The organism is Flexithrix dorotheae DSM 6795, assembly GCF_000379765.1.
Taxonomy (GTDB): domain Bacteria; phylum Bacteroidota; class Bacteroidia; order Cytophagales; family Flammeovirgaceae; genus Flexithrix; species Flexithrix dorotheae.
This window is the reverse complement of sequence record NZ_KB903432.1, coordinates 116,593-131,517: the sequence shown is the minus strand read 5'-3', so window position 1 is coordinate 131,517 and position 14,925 is coordinate 116,593. Positions and strand designations below refer to the sequence as shown.

The following is a 14,925-nucleotide window of genomic DNA, read 5'->3' as shown; positions in this document are numbered from 1 at the left end:
GGTTTATTTAAATTTTGGCTGAGTGAAATTTACAGTCTATCAATGGAAAACCCTCCATCTACCATTATCACCTGACCTGTAGAATAAGGAAAATCACCAGTAGCCAGTGCACGGACAGCCTTCCCAACATCTTCAGTAGTTCCCCATCTTTTTTGAACTGCAATTCCTTCGGCAAATAATTTGTCGTATTTCTCTTTCACACCCGAAGTCATATCCGTAGTGATAATTCCCGGTCTTACTTCATACACAGGAATATCCAAATCGCCCAATCTTACCGCAAACAATTGAGTAACCATACTCAATCCGGCTTTGGAAACACAATATTCACCACGATTAATGGAAGCTGTAGTAGCCGAAATAGAAGAAACATTGATAATACTGGCTTTAAAATCCGGATTGGCAGTTTTTTGCTCTACCATCCAGTTAGCGGCTAATTGGGTAAGGAAAAATGACCCTTTCAGGTTAATACCCAATACCCTGTCAAAGCTTTCTTCGGAAGTTTCTAAAAGGTCTTTTCTTTCATTTGGGGCAACTCCTGCATTGTTTACCAACACATTCAATTGACCAAACTCTTCTTTTATTTTTTGAATCATGCCATTCCTATCCGCAGCGTCTCCAATATTCCCCTGGCAGTAGATTACTTTTACATTTTTTGAGCGCAACGTTTCCAGAACATCTGCGACATCATTTTCAGGTCTCATCCCATTAATGGCCAAATCATAGCCTGCATCCGCCAGTTGAAGGGCAACACCCAAACCAATCCCCCTGCTTCCACCTGTAACTAGTGCTGATTTTTTCATTTTCAATTAAATAATTAATTTGGTTGATCGAAATAAATATAAGGATTCTTCCCTATAAAATATATTGATTGCTAATATTTACTGGTTTTTCGTTCCTCACCTAAATCCCGGAAGTTACCCACTTTCTCATATTTAAGTAACCTCCTCACTTGTAATTTCAACCAGTTTTGGATTTTTTCGATTAAATCAAGGGAGAAGATGCCGGTCTAAATCCATAAAAAACCCTGACATCCTGTCCCTTTTTCCCCTCTCTATTCCAAATCAGGAATATCTACCCAGGCTCTTTTCTCCCAGCTTTCAATCCCTTTTTCTGCCAACTGCACTCCTTTCGCTCCTTCCAAAATTGACCATGGAAATGGTTCATCTTTTACAATATGCTTTAAGAATAATTCCCATTGTGCTTTAAAAGCATTATCATATTCTTCCTGAACTGGAACTTTCGACCAGTCCTCATAAAAATCAATAGGCTGATCAATATCCGGATTCCAGACAGGTTTAGGCGTATTTCCATAATGCTGAATATGGCAATGTCTCAAACCTGCTACTGCCGAGCCTTTTGAACCATCCACCTGCAAGGTCAATAAATCGTCTCTTCTTACCCTTACAGTCCATGATGAATTGAAGTGGGCAATTACCCCTCCTTCCAATTCAAATGTAGCATAAGCCGAATCATCTGCAGTACACTTGTATTTGTTGCCATTTTCATCCACTCTTTCGGGTATATGAGTAGCCCCAAGACAAGATACCGCCTTCACATTGCCAAACAGATTATCTAACACATATCTCCAGTGGCACAGCATATCTACTATAATTCCTCCATCTTCCTCTTTCTTGTAATTCCAACTTGGCCTTTGGGCGGGAATGGAATCTCCTTCATAAACCCAATAGCCAAATTCCCCTCTTACGGAAAGAATTTCCCCAAAGAAACCTGCTTCTTTCAACCGTTGGATTTTAAGTAAACCAGGCAACCACAATTTATCCTGAACTACGCCATTTTTCAGGTTATTTTCTTTACACAAGTGATAAAGTTCCAGCGCCTCTTCCGTAGAAACTCCTATTGGTTTTTCACAATAAATATGTTTTCCCGCTTTAATCGCTTCTTTCACAGCTGGAGCTCTTCTGCCTGTAGTCTGTGAATCAAAATAAATTTGGTAATAAGGATCGGACATGACTTCGTCCAGATTGGTAGTAATTTTCTCCACTCCGGAAATTGACCTCAGGTGTTCCAGTTTTGCTAAATTTCTTCCTACCAAAACAGGATCAGGCATTATGGTTTCTTCAGGGCTGATTTTCACTCCTCCCTGCTTAATGATTTCCACAATTGACCGCATAAGGTGTTGGTTGGTCCCCATCCTTCCGGTCACCCCGTTCATGATAATTCCAATTTTGTGTGTTTTCATTCTCTAATTTCTAATAATTAACTTTATTCCTTTTTATTAAAACCTAATCACTAATCACTAATCACTAATCACTAATCACTAATCACTAATCACTAATCACTAATCACTAATCTTCCCAATATTCCGAATAGCTTTTCACAATCTTATCCAGGAAAATCTTCTGATCCATTTCCCAAAATTTATTTGAGAAAATTTCTACTTCATGAAAGCCATCAAATCCCGTATCCATCACCCATTTTTTAATGCGATCCAGTTTAATACATCCTTCTCCCATCAGCCCTCTGTCCAGTAACATATCAGTAGTCGGTACATTCCAATCACATATATGAAAAGCTGAAAAATTTCCTCCGGCATGGCATCTCTTAATTTGATTTTCCAAATCAGGATCCCACCACAAATGATAAACATCCACAGCAACCCCAACCCATTTGGAATCTATGGCTTCCGCCATTTCATTAGCTTGTTGTAGTGTATTGATGGCAGATCGGGTATCTGCATACATAGGATGAAGCGGTTCAATCGTGACCTGAACTTTGTGTTTTTCGGCAAAATCAAGCACAGATTCAATCCCATCCTGAATTTGCTTCCTGGATTCTTCCAAAGTCTGCGCAGGCTCAGCTCCACAAACCAACACCAGCATTGGTGCCCCCAGCTCAGCTGCCTCTTCTATCATTTGTTTATTGTGATCAATTGCTTTTTCTCTTTCTGCTGATTTTACATTGGGGAAAAAACCACCTCTCACATAGGAAACCACTTCCAGACCATTTCCTCGTATTATATCTCCACTCTCCTTTGCACCAAGTTCCATGGCACTATCCTGCCACACAGAAATTCCTTTTACCCCAACTCTAGCATACTGCTCTACCGACTCAGCCAGTTTCCATGGTTTGGTGGTAATGGTATGAATACACAATTTTGATAAATCTGCCATTATTTCTTCTATTCTATACAGCCAAAAAAGGTATAATACTTTTCATTATCCATTAATCGCTGAAGGTATAATGCCAATTCCCGGGCGTGATAATCTCCCCACATGCTCGATTCACCATTGGGTATTTTACTGCCTTCAGGGGTATAATCCCAACCATTTGGCCTGTGGTAGATAGAATGTAAAATCAATCCCTGATGATTGGTATCTTCACTTAAATAAGGAGCACCCAACAAGGTTTCAGTGGTTAATAAACCGGCTTGAATGTATTTTTTACCATCATCATCTCCATTATCTAAAAGATATTTACCCAATCTCAACAAACCCTGTGCACCTATGGCAGAAGCTGAACTATCAACAGGCTCAAAATCATTATAAGGATTCGCTGGTTTTGATAAATAGTCATCTCCCAATTTGTGTAATAAAGGAGCTCCGGTATCCCAATAAGGAATTCCGTCTGCAGCAGTATGATCAATAAAGAAATCACAGGTTGCCTTGGCTGCTTTTAGGAAAATAGCTTCAATTTCAGCCCTTCCTCCGAATGGTTCCAATTCTTCATCTGAAACAGTTCTCAAAAACTCTAGTTCTTCCGGAAAGCCCAACATTGCCCAGCTTAACCCTCTGGTCCAGGTGGTGAAACCAGTATAACCCTGCTGTGAGTTCGGGCATCGGAAATTTCCATCGTTTGTATTGAATACCCCTTCATGCGCAGCCCTTCCCCAGATATCGTATACATCCCGTCCTTCACCATAAAAAATAACATATTTCGCAGTTGATTTCGCATGCGCAATTCCTCTCCCTAATAGGCTAATGTCCCGATCATTCTCATCCATTATGCTATGTCCCAACTTGTGGGCTGCCATTAAAACCCTTACGGTTCGGATGGTATCCACAAATAAAGAATGTGGTCCGTTAAAGGAATACATGTATCCACCATCTTTAATATCCGTCCATCTTTTGGCCTGCACTGCACCCGAAACTTTAATCGCCAACTCGTAGAAGTTCCGCTCCCATTCATTTGAAGGGATTTTTCCTTCTACCATCAATCTTAGCAGGTTGCCATAAGTACTTATATTATTAAAGCCATGATCATGCACCCCAAAATGGCTGACATGTGATGCCATTTTATTGACTGTGTTTTTTCTGGCTATTTCCAAAAACTGCTCATCTCCTGTAGCATCAAACTGCAAAGCAGCCGAACCATACTCAAACCCCTGAGTCCATTCCGTCCATCCTCTGGTGGTATATTTCCCTTTTTCTGTGAAAACTGGTGAGCCTTTGGAAGCATCATATTCCTGGGCTATGGATAGGATTTTTTGCCCGGAAACTTTCCAGAAATGCGCTAATTTCTCTCTTAAATCTTCTACGTTTCTTGTGCCTTCTAATTTCATCGAAATGTTATATTTACTAGTACATTTCACAAATGTAGGCTTAATAAGGAGGCGTAAAAAGACACAATTATTTCAATTGCTGGTACTTTTTCAACATTTCATTTCTGAAGTCTGAAGGAGAAAAACCTGTCTTTTTTCTGAATATTCTACTGAAATAAGAGGGGTCGTCATAGCTCAGTTCGTGGGCAATTTCCTTATTGGATAAGCCTGAAAATATCAAATGGCGTTTGGCCTCTAAAATAATTCTGTCCAGAATAAAATCACTTGCATTTTTACCTGTAATTCGGGTGCAATCCTTATTTAACTTTACAGGCGTAACATTTAACAGGTCGGCATAATCTTTTACCTGATGATAAGTATTGTAATTTTTTTCTACCAGATTCCTGAAGCTTATCACCAGTTCATCTGCTGCGTTAACTTTTTTCCCCGATACCTTTTCCTGAAACAAATCATTTATTTTTAGAAGGAAAATGTTGAGGTATGACCTGATTAAATTCCTGGTAGAAGCACTACTTTTCTGTCTTTCGGTCTTCATTTTCCCAATCAACTCAAGCAATTCCTCAAAAATTTCATTGCTCAGATTCAGGATTGGGTTAATATCATATTGATGAAAAAAGGAAACATTGAGCAGGCCGGGTAATTCCCTGAAATAAAAAGCATGGAATTCCCGGTTGAAAGCCAGAATATATCCATTACATCCTTTTCCCCCTGCAATCAGGTGAGTTTGCCCGGGAGAAACCACATGAACACTTTTGGGATGAATATCGTGCTGTACAAAATCCAGGATATGATTCCCTGAACCTTCTGTGAATATAAAGATTTCGAAAAAATTATGCTTATGGGGACTATTGGTAGGAAAGGATGCCGAGGGAAGATTATCATTTGTCATCCTTTCTCCTTTCAATTGAAAAAGTCTGAAAATACCATCCAGGCCATCCTCCCCTTCTATTTTATATAATGGTATCTTGTTAAGCATTTATTTTCTATTTCTTTAATTTGATTCAAATTAGTAAACTTAATATTGCGAACCAGCAGAAACTAAAACCAACCCCTAATCACCAATCACTAAATCCTAATCACCAATCACTATTTCAAAAGCATCGCCAGTTCCACAAAGTCTTTTGGTTTTCCGATAATAGTATTTTCCTTATCCAAAAGCAAAATTGTAGGGGTATTGAAAACATTATAATCCTGAGCCACTTCACTATTCCAACTTCCGTCTGCAAGGCAATTTGTCCATGAGTTTGGATTTTTATGGATAAAGTTTTCCCATTCACTTTTATCTTCATCAAGGGAAATACTCAGGACATCAATTCCGGAAAGTTTCTGCTTGTTTTGTTTACCAAATTCATTAAGTTTTAAGATAAACTCTTTACAGTGTGAACAGGAACTTTTCCAAAAGAAAATTAATTTTTGATCTTTTTTCAAATCATTTAAACCTACCATTTTTCCGGATAAATCCGGAAGGTTAAAATTGGGTGCAATTTTCCCCACATTAGCTTTTTCAAACTGACCTATTCTATCCGTAAGATCGGAAATGAGGGATTCGTCCGTGCAGGAAACAAAGGGTAAATAGTTTTCACCAATATGTGCCAAAACTTCCTTCGATTTTAATTTCACGAAGCAATCCACTAAAAAGCTTACCGAATAGGCAAATACCTCATTATTTACTCCGGCTTTCTTCAAAATGATGTCTACCCCTTTTTTAAAATTTTCATCCTGTTCCTCTTTACTTAGAGAACGATTTTGAAAATTGCCCAGGAAATTGAGGTAAAGTGTGGTAAAGGCATCGGTATTCAGCAGGGTAGAATCGGAAAAATCTTTTCCTTTCCAATACTCTTTTTGCAAAAACTGCTCAAAATCCAGCTTCCCGTTTTGGCCGGGATCATAAACTGGCCGGTTGGCAAAAGCAGTATATCTTGCCGCCAATAACTGTTCGTATCCATTAAATAAGGCAGCATACGCCTGGTTTTCTTTCTGTTGCAGATCCTGAAATTTGGCCAAAGATGTTGCATAATCCTTTGCGTCAGGCTCATTGTCCAACAAGAACTTGGATAGGGAAACCAGCTGTCCTCTGGTAGTTCCCAATTCGGTGAAATACTTTCTCAGTTTCTGATTCTCCACAGATTCAGTGAAAACAAGCGCTCCTCCCGGATTTACCATCTCAGTCTGCAAAGCCACTTTTTCATTATTTAAAATGATCTTGATGAATTTTCCATCAGGAAATCTGAGCTGGTACATCCCTGGTTTTACTTCATCAGATAATTTTTTATACACATGACCTTGGGCATCAGTGACCAAAGAATCTACTAAATTTACCTGTTCACCATAATACCCATATAAATAAAGTTTTTTATTCCTCCCGGAATTGAGGGTAATATCCAGCGCGTTTCCATCTTCAATAGTTTTGGTAGCATCACATCCAAAAATTATAAAAATGATTCCCAGGAAAAACAGTTGCAGCCTCTTTTTAAATTGCATTTATTTATTTTATTTGAATTATTCTAATATTGCAAAAGTGAAACAAAAATAGAAAACCACATCCGGAATTTGTGCATTTTCTTCTATCTTTGAAGGATCAAATGGCTACACTCACAGGAAGATTTTCCCTTTTCCTCCAAATACAAAAGTCTCCAATCAAACTTAATTTCTTTCCACATTTCAGTCTACTCCTATTTATCAACTCAAAATTAATTTTACCATAATCTGCTACAGGTTTTGCCTTACTGGTATTTCCTGAATTTAAGGCTGCTGTTTTATTTTTTTATCACCCTAAATCATTTAAAATGAACAGTAGAAAACAATTAACCGAAAGTGCCATCTTTGAAAAAAAAGTGATCAGAAAATTGTGGGAAAATGAAAGATGGTATTATTCAGTAGCCGATGTCATTGGAGCCATCAGTACACTGCATTTTCCTGACCGGTATTGGAAAAGGATGAAACATCGCAATAAAGATTTGAGATGGATCAAAAAGATTTTTCAGACACTGGATGAAAAAATCATTTCAGTTGATTTTGCCGAAAAAACCTCCTTACGGATTATAATTGCTTTATTGTCATCTGAATCCAATCCGGATTTTCTGAAATGGCTGGAAGATTCAGACAGGGAATTGCCCATGCAAAAGGAAGATTATTATCGGGAAAGTAAGGTCATTTTCCTTGAGTCTTCAGAAAGATGGTTCAAATATTCCCTTAAACTTTCTGGCGTAAATGGTCCTGGAAGCAGACGAATTCTTAAAAATGGCGACCTCGCCCTATTCAATGGAGATCCACATCAGCTATTTGAATTGAGGAAAAATGACGATTTAAATCCGTCTTTAAACAGCCTGTTGCTGGCCGCAAAATCATTTGTAATTACCGTAACCGAATTTCTCATAGAAAAAAGGAAAATAAGAGGTGAAAGGGATATCAATCAAACTTATAAATCGCTGAATGCAGATATAAGAAAAATAATCCGTCCTTTTAAACCAGAAGAAATGCCATTGGAAAGAAAATTAGTTCCCCTGCGCTGCCTGAGGTAAGTTCCTATATTTTTCTCTGAATTTTGAGGGATAAATTTTATGAAATTTGCGAAACAAACGGGAAAAGGAACTGGAATTTTCCATGCCAATTAGCCAGGCAATTTCATTGATGGAAAGGCTGGAGTAAATTAATTTTTCTTCAGCCTTTTTTATCCTGATTGCTGTGAGCATCTGGTGAGGCGATTCTCCGAAAACTATTTTGAAAAGCCTTAGGAAGTGGTATTTGGAAATACCCGCCACTTGTGCCAATTCTTCCAGAGAGATATTAGAATTATAAAAACTATACAGATAGTCGGTAGCCAAAAATAGCTTTTTCTTCAATTCTTCCCGGGTAGATTTTTTTATAGTGGGAATTTGCGCAATGCTTTCCTTCAAATTGTTTTCCTGTATTTGTAAATGCAAAGCCAATTCCACCAGCAATTCTTCCAGTTGCAAGTTGGAAAGTAAACCCTCTTTTCCCAAGGCATAGATTTTCTCTATAATTTCCTGAAATTGAGTTGTTTTAAAATAAAGCTTGTTGTGGAAATTAAACTGAGGAATTGGGCAACCATCCCCATTATCTAGTAGGAATTCCGGAGAATTGGCAAACCCGGAACTTACCCTGTTTAAAAAATTATCCCCCAAATGAATATTGAAAGTTTCCACCTCTTCTTCAATTCCCAGAGAATAATATTGCCGGTTATTGGAAATAAAAAAACAGTTTTCAGGAATCTCCACACTTTTGTTTTCCACCTGTACTACACTTTTTCCCTTTAAATTCATAAATAAGGATAAAGGTCCTTTTACCTGATTTCTTTCTGCGGCTTTAGTTTTAACATTGAGTAACACCGTTGGCCAGCCTTTTTGAGGAAGAATCCTTCCATTAGAAGAAAGCTGATCATTGAAATTTTCCTGAATCTGCTTTTTGAGCCAATGAAGGTTTGGAAACTGAGTAAGGACCATTTTTTAAATATGCTAATTATCCTGTATAATTAATACATGAAACTTTTATTTAAAGTAATTTTAATTAATTTAATTATTTTGATTATTTATGGCAAAAACTTTTAAAAATCAATAAGATTTCTATAATTGTAAAAGCAATACCAACTTTGCACTTATGAAAAATTTTTATTGGGTAGTATTTTTTTTAGCTACTCTTACCATTACTACTACTACCTGTACCGAAAATTCCGATAAAAAGGAAGCTCCCATCATAGATATCCCTGTGGTGCAGGTTGCCGAAGAAAACATCCCATATTATGTGGAGATGATAGGCCAGACCTTTGGTTACTACGATATTCAAATCAGGGCCAGAGTAGAAGGTTTTTTGGAAAGCCGACATTTTCAGGAAGGTTCCAGAGTAAAGAAAAATCAATTGCTCTATACCATTGATGCCCAACCCTTTCAGGCCAAAGTTGCTGAACAGGAAAGCCGACTGGCCCAAGCCCAAACCAATCTGGTGAAAACAGACGCTGATCTTAAGAGAATAAGGCCACTTGCTGAAAAAAATGCAGTAAGTAAAAGTGATCTGGATGCGGCTGTAGCTAAATTTGAGGCCTCTCAGGCCGAGGTAGAAGCTGCAAAAGCTGGTGTTAGACTGGCTAAAATTGAAATGGGATACACCAGAATTTACTCTCCTATCAACGGTATTATTGGAATGACCAAGGCTAAGGAGGGTGATTTTGTAGGAAGAGAACCAAACCCGGTTGTATTAAACACAGTTTCCAGAGTAGATACCATTCAGGTCAGATTTTCAATTACTGAAGCCCAGTACCTCGGTTTTTCCCGATATGAAAGGGTACAAAGAAATTTGGAGTATACTGAAAAAGGAAAAGAAACTGAAGAAAACCTGGAATTAATTCTGGCGGATAATTCTGTGCACGAATTTAAAGGCCATCTTGATTTTGCAGACAGGCAGGTAAATCCTGAAACGGGCACCATGATGCTACAGGCCTCATTCCCAAACCCTGAGAAAATAGTAAGACCTGGACAATACGCCAGAATAAAAGCCCTGGTCACTGAATATAAAGGCATTTTGATTCCCCAAAGATGCATTACCGAACTTCAGGGACTTTATTCCGTGACTGTGGTGAACGCTGAGAATATCATTGAATCACGCCAGGTTGAAATTGGTGAAAAAATTGGCAACATGTGGGAGATCAGAAAAGGATTAAAAGCCGGAGAAAAAATTGTACTTGAAGGATTACAAAAGGTAAGGCCCGGCATGAAAATAAATCCTATGGTGCAGGAATTTGAAAGGAAAATCTAAGAAACAAACTAAAAGAATGGGTGGTAATTTTTTTGTAAGGAGACCTATTGTTGCAATGGTAATTGCCATTGTAATTGTCATTGTCGGTCTTGTATCACTAATTGGTTTACCAATTGAACAATACCCAAATCTAACCCCTCCAATTGTCCAGGTACGAGCTACTTATACCGGGGCCAATGCCGTGAATGTGGAGGAATCTGTGGCAACACCACTTGAGCAACAAATAAATGGTGTAGATAACATGATTTACATGAAGTCTACAAATGCCAATGATGGCACCATGGTCATAGATGTTTCATTCGATGTGGGCACGGATCCGGATATGAACACCGTATTGGCCCAAAACAGGGTTTCCGCTGCCACAGCAAAACTTCCTGAAGCTGTAAAAAAATACGGGGTTACAACTGAAAAATCCCTTCCCAATATTTTAATGCTGGTCACACTTACATCTGATGGAAGATATGACCAGGATTTTTTAGGAAACTATGCCCTTATTAATATTAAAGATCAACTGGCCAGGATAAAAGGCGTGGGTAGAGTTCAGGTAATGGGAGCTTCTGATTATTCTATGCGGATTTGGATAAAACCGGATTTATTATCCAAAATGGGGATTACTGTTCCTGAAATTTTAGGGGTAATTAATGAACAAAATATTATCGTTCCGGGTGGAAAGTTTGGGGCTGAACCTGCTCCTCCTGGAACTGAATTTACCTACACCGTTCGACTTCCCGAAAGGTTTAACTCCCCGGAAGCATTCGGGGAAATTGTGGTAAGGATTCTCCCGGATGGCTCTCAGGTAAAATTAAAGGATATCGCTACTATCAAATTAGGGGTAGAAACTTATAATGCCTTTACCAGACTGAATGAAGAGACTTGTTCTATAATTGCCCTATATCAGGCTCCGGGTTCCAATGCAGTAGAACTGGCTGAAAAAGTAAAGGCGGAAATGGAAACTTTGAAGGAAAAATTTCCCGAAAGTGTAAAATATGATGTTTCCCTAGATTCCACCTTACCCATTACAGCCGGAATCAAAGATATTGTGGTGACTTTAATTATAGCCCTTGTGCTGGTAGTGCTGGTAGTATTTATTTTTATACAGGATTGGAGAGCCACCTTAATTCCAACACTGGCCATCCCGGTATCCCTAATTGGTGCATTTATGTTTTTTCCACTGCTTGGATTTACCATTAATGTACTTTCCCTGCTCGGACTGGTTCTGGCCATTGGTATTGTGGTAGATGATGCCATTGTGGTGGTAGAGGCAGTTCAGGTTAATATTGCCAATGGCATGAAAACCAAAGAAGCTACCATGGATGCTATGGCTAAAGTAACAGCTCCGGTAATTGCTACTACATTAGTTCTAATAGCCGTGTTTATTCCTGTAGCTGGTATGGCTGGAATTACAGGATTACTTTATCAGCAATTTGCGATTACCATAGTGGTTTCGGTAATTGTTTCTTCGGTAAATGCCCTGACATTAAGTCCGGCACTTTGTTCAATTCTGCTAAAAGAACCTGAAACTTATGGGGGACCATTGGGATGGTTTTTTGGTAAGTTTAACAAATGGATGGGAAAATCCACGGACTCTTATATGAGTGTGACCAATGTGGTTACCAGAAAAATTAAAAGGTCTGTAATTTTCATCGTATTACTTACCATTGGTGCAGGAATATTCGGCAAACTAGTTCCCGGAGGTTTTATTCCAGAAGAGGATATGGGTTATTTTTTCGTGAATGTTCAATTGCCAAATGCCGCTTCCCTGCAAAGGTCGGATGTTATCTCAAAAGATATAGAAGCCATTCTGATGAGTACTCCTGAAATAGAGTATGTAACTACAGCAACAGGCTTCAGTTTGCTTTCCGGAGCAATGTCTTCCAACAATGGGTTTATGTTTGTTACCCTGAAAGACTGGGGAGACAGAGAATTGACGGCCCGGGAAGTTGTTCAAAAAGTAAATATGCAATTAGCCATGAAAATTAAAGGGGCACAGGCTTTTGCCTTTGGGCCTCCGGCAATTCCAGGACTCGGAAATGGATCAGGATTCAGTATTATGATTCAGGACAAAGGGGGAAATGATCCCGATTATCTGGCTCAAAATACCATGAAGTTTATTCAGGCAGCCAATGCTCGCCCGGAAATTGGCACAGCCTTCACCACTTTTCAGGCAAACGTACCACAGCGGTTTATGGATATTGACAAGGAAAAAGCCTTAAAACTTGGTGTTCGGCTTAACGATTTATATACCACAGTTGGTGCATTTATGGGTGGAGCCTATGTCAATGACTTCACGCGTTTCGGCCGATTGTACAAAACTTATATACAGGCAGAACCAGCCTACAGAGTAGACGAAAAGCAAATCAACAACTTTTTCATTAGGAATATAAATGGGGATATGGTTCCGCTGGCCACCATTGCCACAGTTTCTCCTATTTCTGGTCCGGATTATACCAACAGATTTAACCTTTTCCGATCAGTAGAAGTTACTGGAGCTCCGGGGCCGGGCTTTACTTCAGCCCAGGCCATGACTGCATTGGAAGAAGTTGCTGCTGAAGTTTTACCGCAGGACATGAGTTTTTCCTGGAATGCCATGTCCTTTCAGGAGAAAAAGGCCTCTGGGTCTTTGGGCATTATTTTAACCTTTTCCCTGGTTTTTGTATTCCTGATTCTATCTGCTCAATACGAAAGCTGGACACTGCCTTTTAGCATTTTACTGGGAACGCCTTTTGCCATTTTTGGTGCTTTGTTCGCTTTATGGGCAGCCAGAATTTTCAGCCCCACTTTCGAGAATAACATTTTTGCACAGGTATCCTTTGTAATGCTTATTGGTATGGCTGCAAAAAATGCCATTCTTATTGTTGAGTTTGCTAACGATGAATTTAAAAAAGGACTGAGCTTATTTGATGCAGCAATCAAGGCTGCAAAATCCAGGTTCAGGCCAATACTGATGACAGCCTTTTCCTTTATTCTTGGGGTTTTTCCACTGGTGGTAGCAACCGGTTCTGGAGCGGAAGCCAGAAAAGTGATGGGAATGGCACTATTGGGAGGAATGGGATTAGCCACTATTCTTGGTGTGTTTCTCTACCCGATGTTGTTCGTGCTGATTGGAAAACTGGCAAATTACGAAAAGAAGAGAGACAAATTAGCAGGAGGGGGAATTTCAGCGCCCTGATGAATGGCCGGAGATTAATATTCAGGTTTTTATAGCCTTATTAAAATAGCATTTTTAATGAAAAAATCTTTACTCATATTCTTCATAGTTTTAGGTAGTATGTCGGCTTGCATGATGGGCCCAAATTACCAAAAACCTGAGTCCAATCTGCCTTCGGCTTATAAATATGGAGGTACAGTTGCCGATTCTGTTTTAAACCTTTCCTGGTGGAAAATTTTTAATGATGGAGTATTAAATGAACTGATTGATTCGGCAATTGTCAATAACCAGAATGCCTTAATTGCGGCTACCAGAATTGAAGAAGCCAGAAGCATAGTGGGTTTTACCAGAGCTGATATGTATCCAAAAGTTAATGGAAGCGTGAATTATAATTTTACCAATCAGCTGGTACAGGGACTTGGGGAAACAAATGAGGACCCTTTGCATATTTTTAGCGCAAATACTCCTTTGAATTGGGAAATTGATTTTTGGGGAAAATTCAGAAGAGCAAATGAAGCTGCCCGGGCCGAAATGGTCGCTTCCGAGTTTGGTTATCGTGCCATAATGATGGCTTTAATTACGGAAGTAACCATCAACTACTTTACCCTGTTGGATTTCAATCAAAGATTATTAATCGCACAGAGAACCCTTGAATCAAGGAGAGAGTCTTTAAGGATTATTCAGGAGAAATTTTCCGAAGGTTATATTCCGGAAATTGACCTCAATCAGGCTCAGATTCAGGAAGCTATTGCTCAGGCGGCTATTCCAGCCTTCAAACGTTCAGCAAGACTCACCGAGAATTCGCTTAATGTGCTTTTAGGCAGGTTTCCTGCAACCATTGAAACTCCGGGAATTTATGCCCAGAAACTTCCTGATTCTATCCCAATTGGCTTTCCTTCCCAATTGATTGCCAGAAGGCCGGATGTATTAGAGGCGGAATATTTTTTAGTCGCTCAGAATGCCCGAATAGGAATAGCCGAAGCGCAGCGGTTTCCTGCTATTGGACTCAACGGTCTGATTGGAATCGCTGGAAATGGGACCTCCTTTACCACCGGAAACTTTGTGTGGGGAGTGGGCGGTTCTCTGGCAGCCCCGCTTATCAATATTGGGAAAAACAAAAGAAGGGTAGAAATTGAGAAAGCCAGGACGCAACAGGCGCGCTACAATTATCAGCAGGCTGTGATTACCGCTGTAAGCGAAGTAGAGAATTCCCTTATTGAAATTGAAACCTATAAAGAAGAATTAGTGGCCACTCAAAAAAGAATGGAGGCCGCTCAAAATGCCGCTTCACTTTCCCTTGATCGTTATAATGGTGGAGTAACCAGTTATCTGGAAGTTTTAGAATCGGACCGGTCCAAATTTGATGCAGAGCTGGTAGCCTCCCAAACCTACAGGGAATTTTTAAATGCCTACATTAAATTATACAAAGCCCTTGGTGGTGGCTGGATCAATCGAGATGAAGCAACCAATAGCCAAAATTAGAGGATAA

The 14,925-nt window shown here is 39.3% G+C and carries 11 protein-coding genes; 4 read left to right on the top strand and 7 right to left on the bottom strand.

From position 1 onward, the window contains the following. Positions 1-29: 29 nt before the first annotated feature. The 6 genes from A3EM_RS0107855 to A3EM_RS0107830 all read right to left on the bottom strand — a co-directional run bounded on the left by A3EM_RS0107855 (position 30) and on the right by A3EM_RS0107830 (position 7,000). A complete protein-coding gene (locus A3EM_RS0107855; protein ID WP_020527644.1) occupies positions 30-800 on the bottom strand; it encodes a 3-ketoacyl-ACP reductase in 771 nt (256 codons plus the stop codon). A gap of 251 nt (positions 801-1,051) precedes the next feature. Next, positions 1,052-2,200: a Gfo/Idh/MocA family protein gene (locus A3EM_RS0107850; protein ID WP_020527643.1), complete on the bottom strand. Its 1,149-nt coding sequence runs from the start codon at positions 2,198-2,200 to the stop codon at positions 1,052-1,054. Positions 2,201-2,306: 106 nt separating this feature from the next. Beyond that, the gene (locus A3EM_RS0107845) at positions 2,307-3,131 is read right to left on the bottom strand and encodes a sugar phosphate isomerase/epimerase family protein (RefSeq protein ID WP_020527642.1); all 825 of its coding nucleotides are present in this window, start codon (positions 3,129-3,131) and stop codon (positions 2,307-2,309) included. An 8-nt stretch (positions 3,132-3,139) separates the two neighbouring features. After that, positions 3,140-4,519 carry a glycoside hydrolase family 88 protein gene (locus A3EM_RS0107840; protein WP_020527641.1) on the bottom strand — a complete coding sequence of 460 codons (1,380 nt, stop codon included), beginning with the start codon at positions 4,517-4,519 and terminating at the stop codon, positions 3,140-3,142. Between the two features lie 67 nt (positions 4,520-4,586). Then, the gene (locus A3EM_RS0107835) at positions 4,587-5,495 is read right to left on the bottom strand and encodes a helix-turn-helix domain-containing protein (RefSeq protein ID WP_020527640.1); all 909 of its coding nucleotides are present in this window, start codon (positions 5,493-5,495) and stop codon (positions 4,587-4,589) included. 110 nt (positions 5,496-5,605) lie between these two features. Next, the gene (locus tag A3EM_RS0107830; RefSeq protein WP_020527639.1) at positions 5,606-7,000 is read right to left on the bottom strand and encodes a TlpA family protein disulfide reductase; all 1,395 of its coding nucleotides are present in this window, start codon (positions 6,998-7,000) and stop codon (positions 5,606-5,608) included. A gap of 305 nt (positions 7,001-7,305) precedes the next feature. On the opposite strand from A3EM_RS0107830, the gene A3EM_RS0107825 reads away from it, so the two are divergent. Then, positions 7,306-8,040: a hypothetical protein gene (locus A3EM_RS0107825; RefSeq protein ID WP_020527638.1), complete on the top strand. Its 735-nt coding sequence runs from the start codon at positions 7,306-7,308 to the stop codon at positions 8,038-8,040. Here A3EM_RS0107825 and A3EM_RS0107820 read toward each other — a convergent pair. Next, on the bottom strand, positions 8,014-8,982 hold the full coding sequence (locus tag A3EM_RS0107820) for a helix-turn-helix domain-containing protein (RefSeq protein ID WP_020527637.1): 969 nt from the start codon (positions 8,980-8,982) through the stop codon (positions 8,014-8,016). The two genes, A3EM_RS0107825 and A3EM_RS0107820, sit on opposite strands and share 27 nt — an antisense overlap. Before the next feature lie 154 nt (positions 8,983-9,136). Between A3EM_RS0107820 and A3EM_RS0107815 the strand changes: the two genes are divergently transcribed. From A3EM_RS0107815 to A3EM_RS41815, 3 genes are read left to right on the top strand one after another with little or no spacing between them, the layout of a single operon-like run. Next, a complete protein-coding gene (locus tag A3EM_RS0107815) occupies positions 9,137-10,288 on the top strand; it encodes an efflux RND transporter periplasmic adaptor subunit (RefSeq protein WP_020527636.1) in 1,152 nt (383 codons plus the stop codon). A gap of 16 nt (positions 10,289-10,304) precedes the next feature. Then, the gene (locus A3EM_RS0107810) at positions 10,305-13,457 is read left to right on the top strand and encodes an efflux RND transporter permease subunit (RefSeq protein WP_020527635.1); all 3,153 of its coding nucleotides are present in this window, start codon (positions 10,305-10,307) and stop codon (positions 13,455-13,457) included. A gap of 57 nt (positions 13,458-13,514) precedes the next feature. Further along, complete coding sequence (locus A3EM_RS41815) at positions 13,515-14,918, top strand: efflux transporter outer membrane subunit (protein ID WP_044237755.1); 1,404 nt, start codon at positions 13,515-13,517, stop codon at positions 14,916-14,918. Positions 14,919-14,925: the final 7 nt, after the last annotated feature.

Coding starts and splice junctions, on each gene's coding strand:
- A3EM_RS0107855 (WP_020527644.1), bottom strand. CDS start 800: ATGAAAAAATCAGCACTAGTTACAGGTGGAAGCAGGGGGATTGGTTTG.
- A3EM_RS0107850 (WP_020527643.1), bottom strand. CDS start 2,200: ATGAAAACACACAAAATTGGAATTATCATGAACGGGGTGACCGGAAGG.
- A3EM_RS0107845 (WP_020527642.1), bottom strand. CDS start 3,131: ATGGCAGATTTATCAAAATTGTGTATTCATACCATTACCACCAAACCA.
- A3EM_RS0107840 (WP_020527641.1), bottom strand. CDS start 4,519: ATGAAATTAGAAGGCACAAGAAACGTAGAAGATTTAAGAGAGAAATTA.
- A3EM_RS0107835 (WP_020527640.1), bottom strand. CDS start 5,495: ATGCTTAACAAGATACCATTATATAAAATAGAAGGGGAGGATGGCCTG.
- A3EM_RS0107830 (WP_020527639.1), bottom strand. CDS start 7,000: ATGCAATTTAAAAAGAGGCTGCAACTGTTTTTCCTGGGAATCATTTTT.
- A3EM_RS0107825 (WP_020527638.1), top strand. CDS start 7,306: ATGAACAGTAGAAAACAATTAACCGAAAGTGCCATCTTTGAAAAAAAA.
- A3EM_RS0107820 (WP_020527637.1), bottom strand. CDS start 8,982: ATGGTCCTTACTCAGTTTCCAAACCTTCATTGGCTCAAAAAGCAGATT.
- A3EM_RS0107815 (WP_020527636.1), top strand. CDS start 9,137: ATGAAAAATTTTTATTGGGTAGTATTTTTTTTAGCTACTCTTACCATT.
- A3EM_RS0107810 (WP_020527635.1), top strand. CDS start 10,305: ATGGGTGGTAATTTTTTTGTAAGGAGACCTATTGTTGCAATGGTAATT.
- A3EM_RS41815 (WP_044237755.1), top strand. CDS start 13,515: ATGAAAAAATCTTTACTCATATTCTTCATAGTTTTAGGTAGTATGTCG.